Origin of the sequence: Aeromonas sp. SER (assembly GCF_038739615.1) — a bacterium.
Lineage (GTDB): Bacteria > Pseudomonadota > Gammaproteobacteria > Enterobacterales > Aeromonadaceae > Aeromonas > Aeromonas jandaei.
In genome coordinates, this window is record NZ_JBCGFC010000008.1 from 90,641 (window position 1) to 108,559 (window position 17,919).

The following is a 17,919-nucleotide window of genomic DNA, read 5'->3' on the forward strand; positions in this document are numbered from 1 at the left end:
GTGACAGACTGCTTCATAAGTTTAACGCCGAGCCTGTCACTAGAACAAACCCGGCGTCAATATCATTGCACTTTATTCTTAAGCCTTGCTGGCGTCACTCAAATGATTCTAAGTTCCGGCGGTACTTCAAACACCACGTTCTCTTCGCGACCGGGATGCTCGGCGACCACCTTGCCGCCCAGCTCGCGCAGGCGAGTAATGACGGATTGCACCAGCACCTCGGGGGCTGAGGCTCCGGCAGTGACGCCAATCGCCTTGACCTCTGCCAGCCAGTCGGCCTCGATCATGGAGGCGTCATCGATGAGGTAAGCCTTGGCGCCCACCTTCTCGGCCAGCTCCCGCAGACGGTTGGAGTTGGAGGAGTTACGTGACCCCACCACCAGCATGGCTTCCACCAGCCCCGCCATCTCCCGCACCGCATCCTGACGGTTCTGGGTAGCGTAGCAGATGTCATCCTTGCGCGGCCCCTGAATGTTGGGGAAGTGCTTGCGCAGCGCATCGATGACATCCGAGGTCTCATCCACGCTCAGGGTGGTCTGGGTGACGAAACAGAGGTCATCCGGGTTCTTCACCTTGAGTTTGGCCACATCTTCCGGCGTCTCCACCAGATACATGCCACCCTCACGGTTCTCGTACTGACCCATGGTGCCGATCACCTCGGGGTGGCCGGCATGACCGATAAGCACGGCTTCGGAGCCCTTGCGACTGGCGCGATGGACTTCCATGTGAACCTTGGTCACCAGCGGGCAAGTCGCATCGAATACCTTGAGAGCGCGGGACTTGGCCATCTCGCGCACCGCCTTGGAGACGCCGTGGGCGGAGAAGATAACGATGCTGTCATCCGGTACCTCGTCCAGCTCTTCAACGAAGACGGCGCCCGCCTCCTTGAGCTTGTTCACCACGTAGCGGTTATGTACCACTTCGTGACGAACATAGATGGGAGCACCGAACTTCTCCAGCGCACTCTCGACGATGCTGATGGCACGGTCGACACCGGCGCAGAAGCCACGGGGGTTAGCCAGCAGAATATCCATCAGTGAACCTTCTCCTCGTCATCAACCCCCAGGATCTCCACCTCGAAGGTGACGGTGTGACCGGCCAGGGGGTGGTTGAAATCGACAGTGACCGACATCCCTTCCACCGCCCGGATGATCCCCGGCAGCTCGCTGCCGTTGGGCTGGTCGAACAGGATGATGGTGCCGACCTTGGGCTCTACATCGGCGCCAAACTTGGCGCGATCCAGATGGTAGATGTTGTCGGGGTTGGAGAGGCCAAAGGCCTCCTCCGGCGCTAGCGTAAAGCTCTTGCTCTCCCCTTCTCGCAGCCCCAGCAGGCACTGCTCGAAGCTCGGCGTCAGACTGCCATCGCCCATCCGCAGACGAGCCGGTTTGCCGTGCAGCGCCGTGCTGTCGGCAACCGAGTCATCTTCCAGTTTGATGGTGAAGTGAAACAGCACGCTGCTGTCAGCGGTGATCTGCTGGCTCATGCCTGCTCCTTTTTCTCGCCACGAAAGCCATCCAGCACGATCATGGCGGCACCGATGAAGATGAAGCTATCGGCCAGGTTGAATGCCGGCCAGTGCGCACGCTGCCAGTAGAAGTCGAGGAAATCGACCACATGGCCCAGCACCAGTCGATCAAAGACGTTGCCAAGGGCACCACCGATGATGAGTGAATAGGCGATACCGCTCCAACGCTGGGTCACCGACTGCTTGCGCAACCAGTGGATCAGCAATCCACAGATGGCAAAAGCGAGCAGCGCAAAGAACCAGCGCTGCCAGCCCCCCTGATCAGCCAGGAAGCTGAAAGCAGCGCCCTTGTTGTAGACGTGAACCAGGTTGAAGAAGGGGGTGATCTCCACCCCCGGGTAACCAAATGGCAGCAACTTGACCACGGCGAGCTTGCTCGCCTGGTCCAGAACAAAGGCCAGCACCGCCAGCCACAGCCAACGCAGGCCGCTTTTATGTTGAGTCATGTTCATCAGGCAAATTGACGCGTTTCGCCGTCACCCTCGACGTTGGTGACGCAGCGGCCACAGATCTCTTCGTGACCCGCGATGGTGCCCACGTCCTCTACATGGTGCCAGCAGCGGTCGCACTTGGCGGCGGCAGACTGGGCCACGCTCAGCCACAGGTCATCGCGCTCGGTCGCTACGGCATCTGCCGGTGCGGCATCGACGCTGACTACCTTGGCCTTGGAGGTGAGCAGCACGAAGCGCAACTCATCAGCCAGTGCGTTCAGACGCGCAGCCAGCTCCGGCTTGGCGAACAGGGTCAGCTCGGCCTGCAGGGAGCCACCGATGCGCTTCTCGCCACGAGCCACTTCCAGCGCCTTGTTCACTTCACCGCGCACGGTAAGGATCTCGGCCCAGAACTCGTCGTTCAGCACTTCGCCCGCTTCCAAGCCGAACAGGCCGTCATACCACTCCTCGGTGAAGACGAACTCACCGCGCTCACCCGGCAGCAGAGCCCAGATCTCGTCGGCAGTGAAGCTCATGATCGGCGCCATCCAGCGCACCATGGCTTCGGCGATGTGATAGAGGGCGGTCTGGCAGGAGCGACGGGCCAGGCTGTCGGCCTTGGCGGTGTACTGGCGGTCCTTGATGACATCCAGATAGAAGGAGCCCATCTCGATGGAGCAGAACTGCATCAACTTCTGGGTCACGCCGTGGAAGTTGTACTCGTCGAACGCAGCCACGATCTCGGCCTGTACCGCTTTGGCACGACCCACAGCCCAGCGATCCACCACTACCATGTCGGCAGGCGCCACCATATCGGTCGCCGGATTGAAGCCGTTCAGGTTGGCCAGCAGGAAGCGGGCAGTGTTGCGAATACGACGATAAGCATCGGCAGAGCGCTTGAGGATCTCGTCGGAGACGGTCATCTCGCCGGTGTAGTCAGTGCTCGCTACCCACAGACGCAGGATGTCGGCACCCAGCTTGTTCATTACGTCTTGCGGGCTCACCACGTTGCCGATGGACTTGGACATCTTGCGACCCTGACCATCTACGGTGAAGCCGTGAGTCAGCACCTGGTTGTAGGGAGCCTTGTCTTTCATGGCCACGCCGATCATCAGGGAGGACATGAACCAGCCACGGTGCTGGTCAGAACCTTCCAGATACATGTCGGCCGGCTTGCCGTTGAACTCGGGACGGGCATCGACCACGGAGGCATGGGTAGAACCGGAGTCAAACCAGACGTCGAGAGTGTCAGGCACTTTCTCGTAGTTGTCGGCATCGTCGCCCAGCAGCTCGGCCTTGTCCAGATCCCACCAGGCCTGGATGCCGGACTGCTCGACCCGCTTGGCCACCTCTTCCATCAGGCGTACAGATTCCGGATGCAGTGCCTGAGTCTCCTTGTGAACAAACAGGGAGATGGGCACACCCCAGGTACGCTGACGGGAGATACACCAGTCCGGACGGTTCTCGACCATCGCCTGAATGCGGTTTTTACCCCAGGCCGGCACCCAGCCGCTCTGACCGTGCAGGGCAATGCCCTCTTTCTCGATACGCTCGATCTCTTCAAGAGCACGCTTACGCAGACCCTTCTGCTCCATGCTGATGAACCACTGCGGGGTGGCACGGAAGATGATCGGGGTCTTGTGACGCCAGCAGTGCGGATAGGAGTGGTTGAACACCTTGTGGTGCAGCAGGGCGCCACGCTCGGTCAACACCTCGACAACCGCTGCGTTGGCCTTGAATACGTGCTGGCCGGCAAACAGTTCGGTATCCGGCAGATAGACGCCGTTGCTGCCAACCGGGTTGGCCACTTCCAGACCGTACTTCTGACCGACCACGAAGTCTTCCTGACCGTGGCCAGGGGCGGTGTGCACCGCGCCGGTACCGGCGTCCAGAGTGACGTGATCGCCCAGTACCACCGGCACATCGAAGCTGTAGAAGGGGTGGTTGAAGCGCAGCAGCTCAAGAGCGGCACCCTTGGCGTAGCCCAGGTTGTGGTAGTGCTCGATACCGGCGCGATCCATCACGTCCTTGACCAGCTCGGCGGCCAGGATCAGACGCTCGGGGTTCTCCCCTTCAACCTGCACCAGTGCGTAGTCCAGATCGGCGTGCATGGCGATGGCACGGTTGGCCGGCAGGGTCCACGGGGTAGTGGTCCAGATCACGGCAGAGAGTGTGCCTTTGCCGGTGTGGCCTTCGGCGCAGTCAAACTTGGCGGCAACGGCGGCCTCGTCAACGGCCTTGAAGCGCACGTCGATAGAGGGGGAGTTCTTGTCGTAGTACTCAACTTCGGCTTCAGCCAGCGCGGAGCCGCAATCGGTACACCAGTGCACCGGCTTGGAGCCTTTGTGCAGGTGGCCGTTTTCAACAATCTTGGCCATGGAGCGGATGATGTTGGCTTCGGTGCCAAAATCCATGGTCAGGTAGGGATGTTCCCAGTCACCCAGCACGCCCAGACGGATGAAGTCGGTCTTCTGCGCTTCGATCTGGGTTTTGGCGTATTTGCGGCACTCGGCGCGGAATTCGGCAGCGGAAACCTTCTCGCCCGGCTTGCCGACCATGCCTTCTACTTTCAGTTCGATAGGCAGACCGTGGCAATCCCAACCCGGCACATAGGGGGAATCGAAGCCAGAGAGGCCCTTGGACTTGATGATGATGTCTTTGAGGATCTTGTTGACCGAGTGACCGATGTGAATGTTGCCGTTCGCATAGGGGGGGCCATCGTGCAGAATGAAAGAAGGCTTGCCCGCTTTGGCGCGGCGAATAGCGCCGTAGAGATCCTGATCGTACCAACGTTTCAGCATGTTGGGTTCGCGCTTGGCCAGATCGCCACGCATCGGAAACTCGGTTTCCGGAAGATTCAGGGTGTGTTTATAGTCGCTCATCAGTCCTGGGTTCCCTTCTTTTCTAAAAGAGTGCTGGGTAAATGAAATTGCGGCAGCCCGAACCAGGCTCGGGCCGCCAGGGCATCTCGTTCGATCTGCTCTTTCAAGGCAGAGAAAGAGTCAAATTTCTGCTCTTCGCGCAGCTTGTGGCGAAGCAGCACCTTGACCTGTTGACCGTAAAGGTCGCCAGAAAAATCAAACAGATGTACTTCCAATCTGGCTTGTGTACCGCTCAAGGTCGGCCGTACACCCACATTGGCTACACCGGGGAAGGTCTTGCCGGAACATATCACTTCCACCGCAAACACGCCACCGACCGGGATTACCTGACGCTTGAGGGCCAGATTGGCGGTGGGAAAACCTATGGTGCGCCCCAGCTTGTCGCCGTGGGCCACCCGGCCGCTGATGGCATAAGGACGGCCGAGCATCAGCTCCACCTCCGCCATGCGGCCCGCCTTGAGCGCCTCGCGCACCAACGTGCTGCTGACCCGCTGACGGGATAGCTGGAAGCTCTGGGTGCTGATCACCTCGAAACCGAAGCGCTGGCCCGCCGCCTCCAGCAGGTGGAAGTCCCCTTCCCGCCCCTTGCCGAAGCGAAAATCGTCGCCGACCACCAGATAGCGCACGCCAAGCTTCTCGACCAGCAGCTGCTCGATGAAGGTAGCAGCCGCCTGACTGGCAAAGCGGTGGCTGAAGCGTACGCAGAGCATGCGGTCGATCTGCAACCCCTTGAGCGCTTCATACTTCTCGCGCAAGCGGCTCAGGCGTGCCGGCGCCTCGCTACCGGCAAACAGCTCCAGCGGCTGCGGCTCGAACAGCATGACGCAGGCGGGCAATCCCAGCTGGGCCGCTTTCTCCCTGAGACGTGCCAGTACCGCATGGTGACCCTGATGAACCCCATCAAAGTTGCCAATGGTCAATACACATCCCCGGTGACGGGGCTTGAGATTGTGAATACCGCGAATAAGCTCCATCGCTGCCTTGTGCGTTGCTGCTGTCGAAATCGCCGGATTATATATCAGGCGGCCATCAGGGTCAGCCCTGTTGCGGCCCCGATTTCAGCTCTCGGGGCCGAAATGCCAACTCACTTGGCGCCTTCAAGCCTCGGACACGGGTCAATCATCGCGACCCGCTCTCAGATCTTTTGGCCGGATCCCCAGTGCCAGCAGGACTCCGGCATAGATGGCACCACCCAGCACCAGCAACATGGTCAGCTGCAGGCTCGCCTTGCCCATGCTCCATTCCCCCCATTGGGTCAGGTCTGGCGACAGGTAGAGGAGTACTCCCCCCATCAGCAGGCTCGCCGTCAGCAACTTGAGGCAAAAGACCCCGGTATGGCGGGAAGGCCGGTAGACGCTCTGCTGATGGAGTCCTTTGAACAGCAGGGCTGCGTTGAGCGTGCCCGAACAGGCGGTCGAGAGCGCCAGCCCCACGTAACCGAGCGGATAGATGAAGAGGAGGTTGCAGACCATGTTGGCGGCCATAGAGATCATCCCGATCCGTACCGGCGTTTTGGTGTCCTGACGGGCGTAGTAACCCGGCGCCAGCACCTTGATTAACATCAGCGACAGCAAACCGGAGGTGGATGCCAGCAAGCTGGCGCTCGACATGGTCACCTCATGCAAGCCGAACTCGCCGCGCATGAACAGCACCCGCAGGATCGGCTCACGCAGCACGGCAATCCCCACCATGGCGGGCAAACCGAGCAGCATCACCATCCGAACCCCCCAGTCCATGGTGCGGGAGAAGTCGGCCGGATCGGCATCTACGTGCTTCTTGGCCAATGCCGGCAGAATGACGGTACTGATGGCGACGCCGAACATGCCGAGCGGGAACTCCAGCAAGCGATCCGAGTAGTAGAGGTAGCTGATGGCACCGGTCGCCAGAAACGAGGCAAGCATGGTGTTAACCAACAGATTGATCTGGCTGACCGATACCCCGAACAGCGCCGGGATCATCAGGGTGCGGATCTTCACGACACCCGGATGGTGCCAACCCCACTTGGGCCACACCAGCATGTTGATCTGGCGCAGGAACGGGAACTGGAACAGGAACTGCACCAGACCACCGAGGAAAACACCGATGGCCAGCGCCAGTTCGGGATCGTCCAGCCAGGGTGAGATCCACCAGGCGGCGGCGATCATGGTGATATTGAGAAAGATCGGGGTGAAGGAGGAGACCCCGAAGCGACCGAAGGTGTTGAGAATAGCCCCCGCCATGGCGGTAAAGGTAATGAACCAGAGATAGGGGAAGGTGATTTTGAGCATCAGGCTCGCCATTTCGAACTTCTCGGCGGCCGGCCCGCCATGGAGCCAGTCCCAAAACCAGCCCCAGCCAAACAGGGCGGTCAGCACGCCGGAGCCCAGCACCCCGAGCAGGGTGACCACGGTCACTATCCCGCCGAGAGTCCCCGCCACCGCAGCCAGCAGTTCGCGAACTTCACTCTCGTCCCCCTTTTTCCGGTACTCGGTCATCACGGGGACAAAGGCCTGGTTGAAGGCACCTTCTGCGAACAGACGACGCAGGAAGTTGGGAATGCGATTGGCAAAGAAGAAGACGTCTGCGGCAACCCCGGCACCGAGCAGATTGGCGATGACCACATCGCGCACCAAGCCCATCACACGGGATGCCAACGTCATTCCGGACACAATAATTCCGGATTTGATCAATTTCTTACTCAAGACGAGGCCTCTGGAACTGTCAGAATGAAAAGAATGCTGCTAGAATCGGCCGACAGTTTAACCGTCTCCCATCTGACACACCACCGGGGGGCGGTGTTTATTTGCACAAATCATTTGACAATATGTGGTTGGGAAGGCATATTTCCGGGCCTTTTCAATACACTCGCTAAGACAGTTTTAGGAGTTTTACCTTGGCTAACATCAAATCTGCTAAGAAGCGCGCTCTTCAGTCAGAGAAACGCCGTCAGCACAACGCCAGCCGTCGTTCCATGACCCGTACCTACCTGAAGAAAGTCATCGCTGCTATCGCCTCTGGCGACAAAGCTGCCGCGACTGCCGCTTTCGCTGTTGCTCAGCCGATCATGGATCGTATGGCGACCAAAGGCCTGATCCACAAGAACAAAGCTGCTCGTCACAAGAGCCGCCTGTCTGCCCAGATCAAAGCTATGGCTTAATCAGCTTCTGCTGATAAAAGCTGAAAAAACCGGCCTAGTGCCGGTTTTTTATTTATCTGCGCTGCAGTAAAGCCGATGCAGCAAGGAGATCATCTCGCGCACCTCGTGGCTGCGCAGCGAATAGTAGACCGTCTGGGCCTCTTTTCGCGTGTTGACCAGCTCATCGCGCCGCAGCAATGCCAGATGCTGTGACAACGCAGACTGGCTCAATCCCAACCGCTCGTTGAGCTCCCCCACCGACAGCTCCCGCTCCAGCAGATGGCACAGGATAAAGAGCCGCCGCTCGTTGGCCAGCGCCTTGAGCAGGGCAACCGCCTGACCCGCACTGGCTTCCATCTCTTCAAGTTGCATCACATCTCTCCTCTGCCAATCATCGCCGATGATACGTGGTGACGCGCCGTTTTAAAACGACAGGGACGCAGGCTGGATGGCGGAGAAGTTCTCCTCCCCGGCAAAGAGGAAGGTGAAATCACTCTCACATACCCGTTTTACCGCCGGATGCTGGATCATCCGCTCGGCGAAGATGACGTAGTACTCCTCCATCAGATCCTGGGTCTCACCCAGCAACATCACCCCCTCTCCCTCGAGGATCTCCTCCCGATAGATGGTGGGAGCCATGAAGATACCCTGATTGAAGAAGCCAAACGCCTTCATCAGAGCCGCATCGTCAAACTCGCCAAGAATGCTGGGGGAGACCCCCTGCTGTTCAAACCACTGGGTAAGCTGGCGCCCCATTGCGGTGCGGCGCCCCGGGATTAGCAACTTGCGCTCTTCAAGGCAGGCCGGAAAAGGGAGCGATGGCAGCGGCGCCTTACAGAAGAAGCTGACACCACAGCCACCAAGCCGCTTGGAGAGCAAGCCCGCATGCTGGCTCGAATCCACCGGACAGTCGGAGAGGATCATGTCTAGCTTGTGCTCGCTCAGCTGCTCCAGCAGCAACTCGTGGGTCGATTCGAAGCAACGCAGGTGGATGGAGCCATCGTTGGGGATAACTGAGAGCAGCACACGGCTGGCAAGACGCTTGGAGAGGGCATCGGCGATGCCGACGTCGAACAGGATCTGGCTCTCCTTGCGGTAGTTGACGATATCGAGCATCTCGTAGGAGAGGCTGAACATCTTGTCGGCGTAGCGAAACACCAGCTGGCCCAGCTCGGTGGCCTCAAGGGTGCGCCCCTTGCGCTTGAGTAGCTTGCCGCCCAAACGCTGCTCCAGCAGCTTGATCTGGCCGGTCACCGTCTGCGGGGTCAAAAAAAGGGCTTCTGCCGCCTGAGTGACAGAGCCCTTCTTCTGCGTCATCCAGAAATAGTAGAGATGGTTGTAGTTAAGGTGTGACATCCGATGGGGTTCCCGCCTGGCGCGGGCTCCGGTAGCAGCTGAGTTCAACCGCCAGAATGTCATACATGTCGCTGACCGAGTCAACCTTGTTCGCGCCGAACTGCGCCATCAGGTCGGCCTTGAGCCGCGCCTTGTCGGGCTGGCGCTCACCGCAGTAGCGCTTGTTGGAACGCTTGACCATCTCCCCTGCCCGGCTGCTCAGCGCCCGCTCGGAGAAGGTTTCGCCAAAGCGGGCCCTGGCCTGCTTGTCCCCCAGCAGCACGGCGCTATCCACCACACCGTTGAGATAGGCAGAGCAGCTTGCCGAAGCAGCATCCTGCCTGCAATCCTCAAACCCGCCCGCCCATGCCAGCGGGCTTAGCAACATTACTGCCAGCCATGCTTGTTTTTTCATAGTCCCTCCGCACTCTGATCCCCGTCACACTTGGGAAGAGCCAATCGCAAGGCCAGATAACCGACTACCGCCGCCAGAGTGGAGCCCACCAGAATACCGAGGCGAGAGTAGCTGCCGTAATCCAGCCCACCATGCTCGAATGCCAGCGATGCGATAAACATCGACATGGTGAAACCAATGCCGCAGAGGATGCTGACCGCAAAGATCTGCTTGAAGTTGACTCCCGGTGGCAACTGCGCCACACCCAGCTTGACCGACAGCCAGCTGATGGTGAATACCCCGAGCGGCTTGCCGATAAACAGCCCCAACATGATGCCCATGGGCACCGGGCTCAGCAGGGATGAGAGACCGATCCCCTCCAGCGATACCCCCGCGTTGGCAAAGGCAAACAGCGGCAGGATCAGGTAGGCACTCCAGGGGTGCAGGGCATGCTCCAGATGCTTGAGCGGCGAGGCATAGCGCTTGCCGTTAAGCGGGATCATGAAACCAACCACCACGCCAGCCAGGGTCGCATGGACACCGGATTTCAGCACCGCCACCCAGAGCACCAGACCAACCAGCATGTAGAGGCTGATCCGATCCTCACCGCGGCGGTTCATCCAGAACAGGGTCAGGGTCGCCAGAATACCGACCGTCAATGCCGCCAGCGACAGCTGCTGGGTGTAGAACAGCGCGATGATGATGATGACGCCCAGATCATCCATGATGGCCAGCGCCAACAGGAATACCTTGAGGCTCACCGGCACCCGCTTGCCGAGCAGCGCCATCACCCCGAGGGCAAAGGCAATATCGGTCGCGGCAGGAATCGCCCAGCCAGCGCGCGCCACTTCATCCGAGTAGTTGAAGAAGGCGTAGATCAGGGCCGGAGCCAGCATACCGCCCACCGCAGCGATGGCCGGGAAGGTCGCCTGCACCCGTGATGAGAGCGCCCCTTCCAGCATCTCGCGCTTCACTTCGAGCCCGACCAGCAGGAAGAAGATCGCCATGAAGCCATCGTTGATCCAGAGCAGCAACGGCTTGTCGATGTCCAGTGCCGCAATGCGTACCTGCACCGGCGTATCGAGGAAGGCCTGGTAGCTGCCAGAGAGACCGGAATTGGCCAATATCATTGCCAGCATGGCCGCCATTATCAGAATAATTCCGGAGGCGGCCTCCAGCTTCAGGAACTTTTTGATTACGTCGCTCATGGTTAAAATATCCACAAAATTACTTTGCGTTGAGTCTATAACCGATAACAACTCTTGGAAAATCGTTTCTTACTGCTAAATACAACGAAAAAACCGAAATAAAACCAAAATAGCTCCGCCAAAGGCATCTTTCATAGCGGTGTGGCCAGTTCTCGATTTTCAATCACAAAAATGAATATCTAACTGTTTTTAAGCATAAAAAAGGCGCCCTGGGGCGCCTTGCAATCAGATGGCGACGGGCGCCTTGATGCCGGGATGGGGGTCGTAACCCTCTATCTCGAAATCCTCGAACTTGTAATCGAAGATGGAATCCGGCTTGCGCTTGATCACCAGAGTCGGCAGCGGACGCGGCTCACGAGTTAGCTGCAACGCAGTCTGCTCCATGTGGTTGGAGTAGAGGTGCACATCGCCGCCGGTCCAGACAAAGTCGCCCACTTCCAGACCACACTGCTGGGCCATCATATGGGTCAGCAAAGCATAGCTGGCAATGTTGAACGGCAAGCCGAGGAACACGTCGCAGCTGCGCTGGTAGAGCTGGCAGGAGAGCTTGCCGTCCGCCACGTAGAACTGGAAGAAGGCATGGCAGGGAGCCAGCGCCATCTTGTCCAGCTCGCCCACGTTCCAGGCGGAGACGATGATGCGGCGCGAATCCGGGTTGTGCTTGATGTCATCCACCGCTTTCTGGATCTGATCCACCACGCCACCGTCGGCGGTCGGCCAGGAGCGCCACTGGGCGCCATAAACCGGTCCCAGATCGCCGTTCTCGTCGGCCCACTCATCCCAGATGCTGACGCCGTTCTCTTTCAGATAGGCGGTGTTGGTATCGCCATTGAGGAACCAGAGCAGCTCATGAATGATGGAGCGCAGGTGGCACTTCTTGGTGGTCACCAGCGGAAAACCCTCCGCCAGATTGAAGCGCATCTGATGACCAAACAGAGAGACGGTGCCGGTGCCGGTGCGATCGGACTTGACGGTCCCCTCGTCCAGGATCTTCTGCATCAGGTCGAGATAGGCTCTCATTGCTTTGCCTCCTTCACGGCGTTACCGAACAGCTGCGGGCGCTTGTAGGCAACCCAAATCATCAGGGCACCGATGAAGATCATCGGGGTGGAGAGGATCTGGCCCATGCTGATCTCGTTGAAATAGAGGCCCAGCTGGCTGTCTGGCTGGCGGACAAACTCCACCAGGAAGCGGAACAGGCCGTAGAACAGCAGGAACATGCCGGAGATAGCACCGCGCGGCGGGTTCTTGCGCCAGAACAGGTTGAGGATGATGAACAGCACCACCCCTTCCAGCGCGAACTGGTAGAGCTGGGAGGGATGACGCGGCTCGGGGCCGGCCTCCGGAAAGATGATGGCCCAGGGCACATCGGTGATCCGGCCCCACAGCTCGCCGTTGAGGAAGTTGCCAATGCGGCCGACGCCGAGGCCAAACGGAATGAGCGGTGCCACAAAGTCAGCCACGGTGAAGAAGTGGCGTTTGGTCTTGTGGGCAAACCAGATCATGGCAGTGATGACCCCGATCAAACCGCCGTGGAACGACATGCCGCCGGTCCAGATCTTGAACAGGTAGGTCGGATCCGCGAGGAAGAGATCGAAGTTGTAGAAAAGTACGTAACCGACACGACCACCGAGGATCACCCCGAGGAAGCCGTAGAAGAGCAGGTCAGAGACCTCGTTGCGTGTCCAGCCGCTATTCGGCGCATCGGCGCGACGGCCAGCCAGCCACATGGCGAACGCAAAACCGAACAGGTACATGAGACCATACCAGCGTACCGATAGTGGTCCCAAACTGAATGCTACGGGATCAATCTGCGAGAAAACCCAATATCCATCGTGCTGCATAAGCGGCCCCAGTCATAAGAAAAGCCGCATTTTCCGATCATTCGCCAGCAGGGACAAGGCATGTTTATCAATCAACCGATTTTCGGTTTGTGGCCGGCCCGCAGCAAACCGCCCAAACCGTGCTCTTCCAGATAGCGGGCAAACAGACCGCGCAGCACGTGGGGATTGTCGTGCTTGAGGCCATCGGCCAGCAGCTCGGTCAGCTCGCTCAGGGTCGATTGAAGCAGCACGTACTTGATCCGGGCGATGTTGTGGGTGTTCATACTGAAGCGGCGATAGCCCATGGCCAGCAGCAACAGCACACCGACCGGATCACCAGCCAGCTCGCCGCAGACCGAGACCGGCTTCTGATAGCGGTTGGAGGCATCGACCAGCAGTTGCAGGGCACGGATCACCGCCGGATGGAACGCATCGTAGATGTTGGCGACGCGGGAATTGTTGCGATCCACCGCCAGCAGGTACTGGGTCAGGTCGTTGCTGCCCACCGACCAGAAGTCGATGAGCGGCGCCATCTCCGGCAGGATGTAGAGGGCGGAAGGCACCTCGATCATCACCCCGAGGCTGGGATAACGGATCTCGGCATTGCGGCTGGCAGCCTCTTCCGATACTTCACGCCACGCCTGATCCAGCAGACGGCGGGACGCCTTGATTTCACTGACACTGCTGATCATCGGCAGCATGATGGCCAGATTGTCGAGCCCTTCGCTGGCCCGCAACATCGCCTTGAGCTGCACCAGAAACAGTTCGGGGTGATCCAGGGTGAGCCGGATCCCCCGCCAGCCAAGGAAGGGATTTTCCTCGACGATGGGGAAATAGGGCAGCTGCTTGTCACCACCCACATCCAGTGTCCGCATGCAGACCGGCCGGTTGCGATAGGTCTCGAGAATGCCGCGATAGCGGGCAGTCTGCTCCCACTCGGAGGGGAAGCTGTCCTGCAGCATGAAGGGGATTTCGGTGCGATAGAGACCGACCCCGTCCGCCAGATGATTGAGAGATATCTCGGTATCGGCGCTGAGCCCGGCGTTGAGCAGCAGGGAGACCTTGGTACCGTCCGCCGTCTCCGAAGGCTGGTTGTCGACACTGCGCACCAGACTGTCGAGTGCCCGCTCTTCGCTCAGCAGCTGGCGATACTCGGTCAGGATCACCTGATTGGGTTCAATGAAAAGATCGCCGCTATAGCCATCGACGACCAGCATGCGGCCACCGATATCACCGAGTGGCAGATCCACCCCCATGATGGCGGCCACCCCCATGGCGCGGGCCAGGATGGCGGCGTGGGAGTTGGTGCCCCCCTTGAGCGAGACTACCCCGGTCAGGTATTCACGGGGGACTTCCGCCAGAATGGTGGCTGTCACCTCGTCGGCGACCAGCACCACGGGCTCTCCGATCGAGATATGCTCCGGCTCATTCTGCACCAGACGACTGATGAGGCGCTGAGCGATATCCTTCACATCGGTGGATCGCTCCTGCAGGTAGGGATCCTTCATCCCCTTGAACTGCTCGATAAGGCGGTCGCTGACCAGCTTGACGGCGGAGACCGCGGTCCAGTGCTCCTTGCTCACCTTGTTGCGGATCGGCTTGATATAGCCGGGATCCGCTAGCAAATGAAGATAGATGTCGAAGATGGCAACCGAATCTTCGCTATAGCTCTCGCGAAAACGCAGCGCCAGGCTCTCCAGATCGTGACGAACCTCTTCTACCGCCAACTCCAGCCGTTCCAGCTGGCCGGCATGATCCTCATCCTTGCGCGGAGTGATGGAAGAGAGCGCCTTGCGCGGCCGCCACACCCAGGCCCTGGCCATAGCAATACCGCTGGCACCGGCAATACCGCGCAGCGGCTTGCTCCAGTCGGTCTTCTGCAACCACCCCTTGGCCTGCGCCTGAGCGATATGCGCTGCCAGCTGGGCCGCCAGCGTGACCATGAAGGACTCTTCCCCCTCATCGAAACGGCGGCTCTCTTTTTGCTGCACCACCAGAATGCCGACCACCTGACGCTGGTGCATGATGGGGGCGCCCAGAAATGAGCGAAACGCCTCTTCGGCGACATCGGGCAGGAATTTAAAGCTGGGGTGTGCAGGGGCATCGGCCAGGTTGATCAGCTCTTCCCGCTGACCGACCAGACCGACGATACCCTGCTCGAAGGGCAGAGTGACCTTGCCGACCGCCGAAGGGGCAAGACCATCGGTCGCCGCCAGCCGGTAGCGGCGCATCTCGGGTTCCGAAACGTAGACAGAGCAGCAGTCCACCACCATGGCGTGCCGGGTCTGGCTCACCAGTGCCTGCAAGGCCTGTTCCAGGGTGTTGGCCCCGGCCATGCTCTCGACGATACGTCTCAGTTCCGTTAACAACTAATCTGTGCTCCTTAGCGAGCGCGGTTGCGCCGCCCATCCTTCTTGTTGACCTGCTGCACTGCCGGCGCCGGCATCGCCAGCGGAGCAAACTCCTTCATGACCCGGCGGTAAACCTCCCGCTTGAACGAGACAACCTGGCGTACCGGGTACCAGAAGCTGACCCAGCGCCAGTCGTCAAATTCGGGATGACCATGACAACCGAACTGGATCCGCGACTCTCGGCCCGAATTGAGCTGCAACAGGAACCATTTTTGTTTTTGGCCAATACAGACCGGTGAACTGTCCCAGCGGACAAGACGTTTGGGTAAACGGTATTTAAGCCAGTTACGACTGGTGGCCATGATGGTCACATCTTCGGGCTTGAGGCCTATCTCCTCATACAGCTCGCGATACATGGCCTGCTCCGGCGTTTCACCATCATCAACCCCCCCCTGCGGAAACTGCCAGGAGTGCTGCCCATAGCGTTTAGCCCACAACACCTGCCCTTCACGGTTACAGATCACGATACCGACATTGGGACGAAATCCGTCGCCATCAATCACGTGATCACCTTATAAAGGCTGAATCTATAAAGAGATTGTTCCACATTCACTTCGTGGCAGCAAACAAGGAGTGACTCCCGGCGTTCATGAATAACTTTCAATTTCACACATACTTATAAACAAACGGGAAGATCGACTCTATCAAGTTGCCCACCCAGACTGTGCATAAGCCTGTGAGCAAGCTGGTATATACAGTACTTTTTAACTGTAAGTGAAAAGCAGACTATCACCTCACAGATCAGAGTTAAAACTAATTTTCACTTACTATACATGTAGTTAAATACAAACAACTGGATCTGGATCCATGGTTTTGCTCACGCAGGATCCGCGACGACGATTGTGAACAAGTTCCACTGCTCAAAGATCCGCCAAGGCCAAATTATCCACAGGAGTGGCACAATATCTGCCCTGTTTCCTCGATGAAAATGGGGTCGGATTCACAATTTTTTGTAACATATCAGATACTCCTCCCACTTTATGCCACTTATCCAAGATTTCTGTGGATAACTGTGTGTAACATCATCCGCAAACCCTTGGACAACTATTTCGGACCCGGATCGGCTGAATATCCTTGCTCGATAAAAAAGACAAATTTCTTTAAAATCATAATCATAAGACCTACATAGCCGAATTATCCCCATTTACCCTTATCTACTCAGGATCGGTTATAAAAACAGCGATCCTCCCGGGATCCTGCCCTGTTAGAATAGGTCGAGCAATATGGAGCCAAACATGCCAAACAATCCCCAATCCGAACAGGAGTTGCTGAGCCGAGCCTACGCCATGGCAGGCTTCACGCTGGCGCAGCTGGCCGCCGAAGCCGGTGTGGCGGTACCCAGAGATCTGCGTCGGGACAAGGGGTGGGTGGGCCAGTTGATCGAGCTGCAGCTGGGGGCCAGTGCCGGCAGCAAGCCGGAGCAGGACTTTCCGGATCTCGGTATCGAGCTCAAGACGATCCCGGTCGATCCTCAGGGGCGACCGCTAGAGACCACCTTTGTCTGCGTCGCGCCGCTGATCGGCGTCAGCGGTCAGCGCTGGGAAGAATCCAACGTGCGCAACAAGCTGTCACGAGTGCTCTGGATCCCGGTGGAAGGTAGCCGCGAGATCCCGGTTGGCGAGCGGCGGGTGGGGATGCCGCTGATGTGGAGCCCCAGCGAGGAGGAAGATCGGCTGCTGCGCCAGGACTGGGAAGAGCTGATGGACATGATAGTGCTGGGAGAGGTGGAGCAGATCAGCGCACGCCACGGCCAGGTAATGCAGCTGCGTCCCAAGGCTGCCAACAACAAGGCGCTGACTCGCGCCATCGGTCGCGATGGTCAACCGATTATGACCCTGCCCCGCGGCTTCTATCTCAAGATCGATTTCACCCATAGCCTGCTGCAACGCTATTTTGCCCTGCCAGTTTGATCTGCTTTATCAACATCTTTGTCATAAGGTGGTATAAAAATAGGCAGGAGCCATTTTTAACTCACAGACAAGGAGGCGTCATGCCACTTACCAAGCAGTTTCTCAAGTCCAAACCAGAGGTGAAGGTGACCTTCGCCGTCGAGAAAGAGGCCGCAGCAGGCGCGCAGCAGGTGATGCTGATCGGCGAGTTCACCCAGTGGCAACCGGTCGAACTGAAGCGCATGAAGAGCGGTGAGTTCAAGGCAACCCTCAACCTGCCGACTGACGGGCCGGAGAGTTTCGAGTATTGCTACCAGTTCATCACTTCGGAGGGAGAGACCCTGTACGAGAATGACTGGCAAGCCGACGCTTACGTACCCAGCCCCTACGGCCGCGATAACTCGGTGGTGCGAGTGATCCAGTAACGGTAACCAGATAGTCCATAGACGGATACAAAAAAGGCTCGCCATTGGCGAGCCTTTTCACTACCTGTCGAGCTTTTCGCCGACATATCGACACCAATTCGAATCGAATTAGTTGAGCTTCTCTTTGATACGAGCAGCTTTACCGGACAGGTTGCGCAGGTAGTACAGTTTGGCGCGGCGAACATCACCACGACGCTTCAGTTCTACACTGTGGATCAGCGGAGAGTGAGTCTGGAATACACGCTCAACACCTTCGCCGTTGGAGATCTTGCGAACGGTGAAAGCAGAGTGCAGACCGCGGTTACGCTTGGCAATTACGATGCCTTCGAAAGCCTGCAGACGCTCTTTACCACCTTCTTTAACACGAACTTGAACACGTACAGTGTCGCCCTGGGCAAAAGCCGGGATGTCGGTACGCATTTGCTCTTGTTCAAGCTGCTGAATAATCTTGCTCATTGTCTTTCCTTACCTAGGATAA

General features: G+C 58.5%; 18 protein-coding genes. 3 read left to right on the forward strand and 15 right to left on the reverse strand.

What is annotated here, in order from left to right; genetic code table 11:
* Nucleotides 1-98: 98 nt before the first annotated feature.
* The 6 genes from ispH to murJ all read right to left on the reverse strand — a co-directional run bounded on the left by ispH (nucleotide 99) and on the right by murJ (nucleotide 7,522).
* Complete coding sequence (gene ispH, locus AAHA41_RS13410; protein ID WP_323070445.1) at nucleotides 99-1,034, reverse strand: 4-hydroxy-3-methylbut-2-enyl diphosphate reductase; 936 nt, start codon at nucleotides 1,032-1,034, stop codon at nucleotides 99-101.
* Nucleotides 1,034-1,486: an FKBP-type peptidyl-prolyl cis-trans isomerase gene (fkpB, locus tag AAHA41_RS13415; RefSeq protein ID WP_042030732.1), complete on the reverse strand. Its 453-nt coding sequence runs from the start codon at nucleotides 1,484-1,486 to the stop codon at nucleotides 1,034-1,036. Before fkpB ends, ispH begins: the two co-directional genes overlap by 1 nt.
* Nucleotides 1,483-1,980: a signal peptidase II gene (lspA, locus tag AAHA41_RS13420; protein ID WP_042059689.1), complete on the reverse strand. Its 498-nt coding sequence runs from the start codon at nucleotides 1,978-1,980 to the stop codon at nucleotides 1,483-1,485. Before lspA ends, fkpB begins: the two co-directional genes overlap by 4 nt.
* Entirely contained in the window at nucleotides 1,980-4,841 is a 2,862-nt protein-coding gene (gene ileS / locus AAHA41_RS13425) for an isoleucine--tRNA ligase (RefSeq protein ID WP_323070446.1), read from the reverse strand. The genes lspA and ileS overlap by 1 nt, the downstream gene beginning before the upstream one ends.
* Entirely contained in the window at nucleotides 4,841-5,815 is a 975-nt protein-coding gene (ribF, locus tag AAHA41_RS13430) for a bifunctional riboflavin kinase/FAD synthetase (RefSeq protein ID WP_033114075.1), read from the reverse strand. The genes ileS and ribF overlap by 1 nt, the downstream gene beginning before the upstream one ends.
* Before the next feature lie 141 nt (nucleotides 5,816-5,956).
* Entirely contained in the window at nucleotides 5,957-7,522 is a 1,566-nt protein-coding gene (gene murJ / locus AAHA41_RS13435; protein ID WP_323070447.1) for a murein biosynthesis integral membrane protein MurJ, read from the reverse strand.
* A gap of 191 nt (nucleotides 7,523-7,713) precedes the next feature.
* On the opposite strand from murJ, the gene rpsT reads away from it, so the two are divergent.
* Complete coding sequence (rpsT, locus tag AAHA41_RS13440; protein ID WP_005308808.1) at nucleotides 7,714-7,977, forward strand: 30S ribosomal protein S20; 264 nt, start codon at nucleotides 7,714-7,716, stop codon at nucleotides 7,975-7,977.
* Nucleotides 7,978-8,025: 48 nt separating this feature from the next.
* Here the strand turns inward: rpsT and AAHA41_RS13445 are convergent, their stop codons facing one another.
* The 8 genes from AAHA41_RS13445 to rppH form a co-directional block, all read right to left on the reverse strand.
* Nucleotides 8,026-8,328: a metalloregulator ArsR/SmtB family transcription factor gene (locus AAHA41_RS13445; RefSeq protein ID WP_042030738.1), complete on the reverse strand. Its 303-nt coding sequence runs from the start codon at nucleotides 8,326-8,328 to the stop codon at nucleotides 8,026-8,028.
* 51 nt (nucleotides 8,329-8,379) lie between these two features.
* Nucleotides 8,380-9,312: a transcriptional activator NhaR gene (nhaR, locus tag AAHA41_RS13450; protein WP_042030739.1), complete on the reverse strand. Its 933-nt coding sequence runs from the start codon at nucleotides 9,310-9,312 to the stop codon at nucleotides 8,380-8,382.
* Nucleotides 9,299-9,706, reverse strand: a complete 408-nt coding sequence (locus tag AAHA41_RS13455) for a hypothetical protein (protein WP_219272337.1) — start codon at nucleotides 9,704-9,706, stop codon at nucleotides 9,299-9,301. The genes nhaR and AAHA41_RS13455 overlap by 14 nt, the downstream gene beginning before the upstream one ends.
* Nucleotides 9,703-10,893 (reverse strand): Na+/H+ antiporter NhaA, encoded by a 1,191-nt coding sequence (gene nhaA, locus AAHA41_RS13460; protein ID WP_033114070.1) that lies wholly within the window; start codon nucleotides 10,891-10,893, stop codon nucleotides 9,703-9,705. Before nhaA ends, AAHA41_RS13455 begins: the two co-directional genes overlap by 4 nt.
* A 225-nt stretch (nucleotides 10,894-11,118) precedes the next feature.
* Nucleotides 11,119-11,913 (reverse strand): thymidylate synthase, encoded by a 795-nt coding sequence (gene thyA / locus AAHA41_RS13465; RefSeq protein WP_033114069.1) that lies wholly within the window; start codon nucleotides 11,911-11,913, stop codon nucleotides 11,119-11,121.
* Entirely contained in the window at nucleotides 11,910-12,737 is an 828-nt protein-coding gene (gene lgt / locus AAHA41_RS13470) for a prolipoprotein diacylglyceryl transferase (protein WP_033114068.1), read from the reverse strand. The genes thyA and lgt overlap by 4 nt, the downstream gene beginning before the upstream one ends.
* A gap of 71 nt (nucleotides 12,738-12,808) precedes the next feature.
* Entirely contained in the window at nucleotides 12,809-15,085 is a 2,277-nt protein-coding gene (gene ptsP, locus AAHA41_RS13475) for a phosphoenolpyruvate--protein phosphotransferase (RefSeq protein WP_323070448.1), read from the reverse strand.
* 14 nt (nucleotides 15,086-15,099) lie between these two features.
* Nucleotides 15,100-15,630 (reverse strand): RNA pyrophosphohydrolase, encoded by a 531-nt coding sequence (gene rppH / locus AAHA41_RS13480; RefSeq protein ID WP_033114066.1) that lies wholly within the window; start codon nucleotides 15,628-15,630, stop codon nucleotides 15,100-15,102.
* Nucleotides 15,631-16,362: 732 nt separating this feature from the next.
* Here rppH and mutH point away from each other — a divergent pair.
* The gene (gene mutH / locus AAHA41_RS13485; RefSeq protein ID WP_182927154.1) at nucleotides 16,363-17,037 is read left to right on the forward strand and encodes a DNA mismatch repair endonuclease MutH; all 675 of its coding nucleotides are present in this window, start codon (nucleotides 16,363-16,365) and stop codon (nucleotides 17,035-17,037) included.
* Nucleotides 17,038-17,117: 80 nt separating this feature from the next.
* Entirely contained in the window at nucleotides 17,118-17,441 is a 324-nt protein-coding gene (locus tag AAHA41_RS13490) for an isoamylase early set domain-containing protein (protein WP_042030746.1), read from the forward strand.
* 108 nt (nucleotides 17,442-17,549) lie between these two features.
* Here AAHA41_RS13490 and rplS read toward each other — a convergent pair whose 3' ends face one another.
* Nucleotides 17,550-17,897, reverse strand: coding sequence for a 50S ribosomal protein L19 (gene rplS / locus AAHA41_RS13495; RefSeq protein ID WP_005308701.1), 348 nt, complete (start codon nucleotides 17,895-17,897; stop codon nucleotides 17,550-17,552).
* Nucleotides 17,898-17,919: the final 22 nt, after the last annotated feature.

Excerpts from the sequence above, each read along its gene's own strand:
- fkpB (WP_042030732.1), bottom strand. The coding sequence starts at position 1,486 with ATGAGCCAGCAGATCACCGCTGACAGCAGCGTGCTGTTTCACTTCACC.
- nhaR (WP_042030739.1), bottom strand. The coding sequence starts at position 9,312 with ATGTCACACCTTAACTACAACCATCTCTACTATTTCTGGATGACGCAG.
- AAHA41_RS13490 (WP_042030746.1), top strand. The coding sequence starts at position 17,118 with ATGCCACTTACCAAGCAGTTTCTCAAGTCCAAACCAGAGGTGAAGGTG.
- thyA (WP_033114069.1), bottom strand. The coding sequence starts at position 11,913 with ATGAGAGCCTATCTCGACCTGATGCAGAAGATCCTGGACGAGGGGACC.
- lgt (WP_033114068.1), bottom strand. The coding sequence starts at position 12,737 with ATGCAGCACGATGGATATTGGGTTTTCTCGCAGATTGATCCCGTAGCA.
- AAHA41_RS13445 (WP_042030738.1), bottom strand. The coding sequence starts at position 8,328 with ATGCAACTTGAAGAGATGGAAGCCAGTGCGGGTCAGGCGGTTGCCCTG.
- ribF (WP_033114075.1), bottom strand. The coding sequence starts at position 5,815 with ATGGAGCTTATTCGCGGTATTCACAATCTCAAGCCCCGTCACCGGGGA.
- AAHA41_RS13455 (WP_219272337.1), bottom strand. The coding sequence starts at position 9,706 with ATGAAAAAACAAGCATGGCTGGCAGTAATGTTGCTAAGCCCGCTGGCA.
- lspA (WP_042059689.1), bottom strand. The coding sequence starts at position 1,980 with ATGAACATGACTCAACATAAAAGCGGCCTGCGTTGGCTGTGGCTGGCG.
- nhaA (WP_033114070.1), bottom strand. The coding sequence starts at position 10,893 with ATGAGCGACGTAATCAAAAAGTTCCTGAAGCTGGAGGCCGCCTCCGGA.
- mutH (WP_182927154.1), top strand. The coding sequence starts at position 16,363 with ATGCCAAACAATCCCCAATCCGAACAGGAGTTGCTGAGCCGAGCCTAC.
- ileS (WP_323070446.1), bottom strand. The coding sequence starts at position 4,841 with ATGAGCGACTATAAACACACCCTGAATCTTCCGGAAACCGAGTTTCCG.
- ispH (WP_323070445.1), bottom strand. The coding sequence starts at position 1,034 with ATGGATATTCTGCTGGCTAACCCCCGTGGCTTCTGCGCCGGTGTCGAC.
- rplS (WP_005308701.1), bottom strand. The coding sequence starts at position 17,897 with ATGAGCAAGATTATTCAGCAGCTTGAACAAGAGCAAATGCGTACCGAC.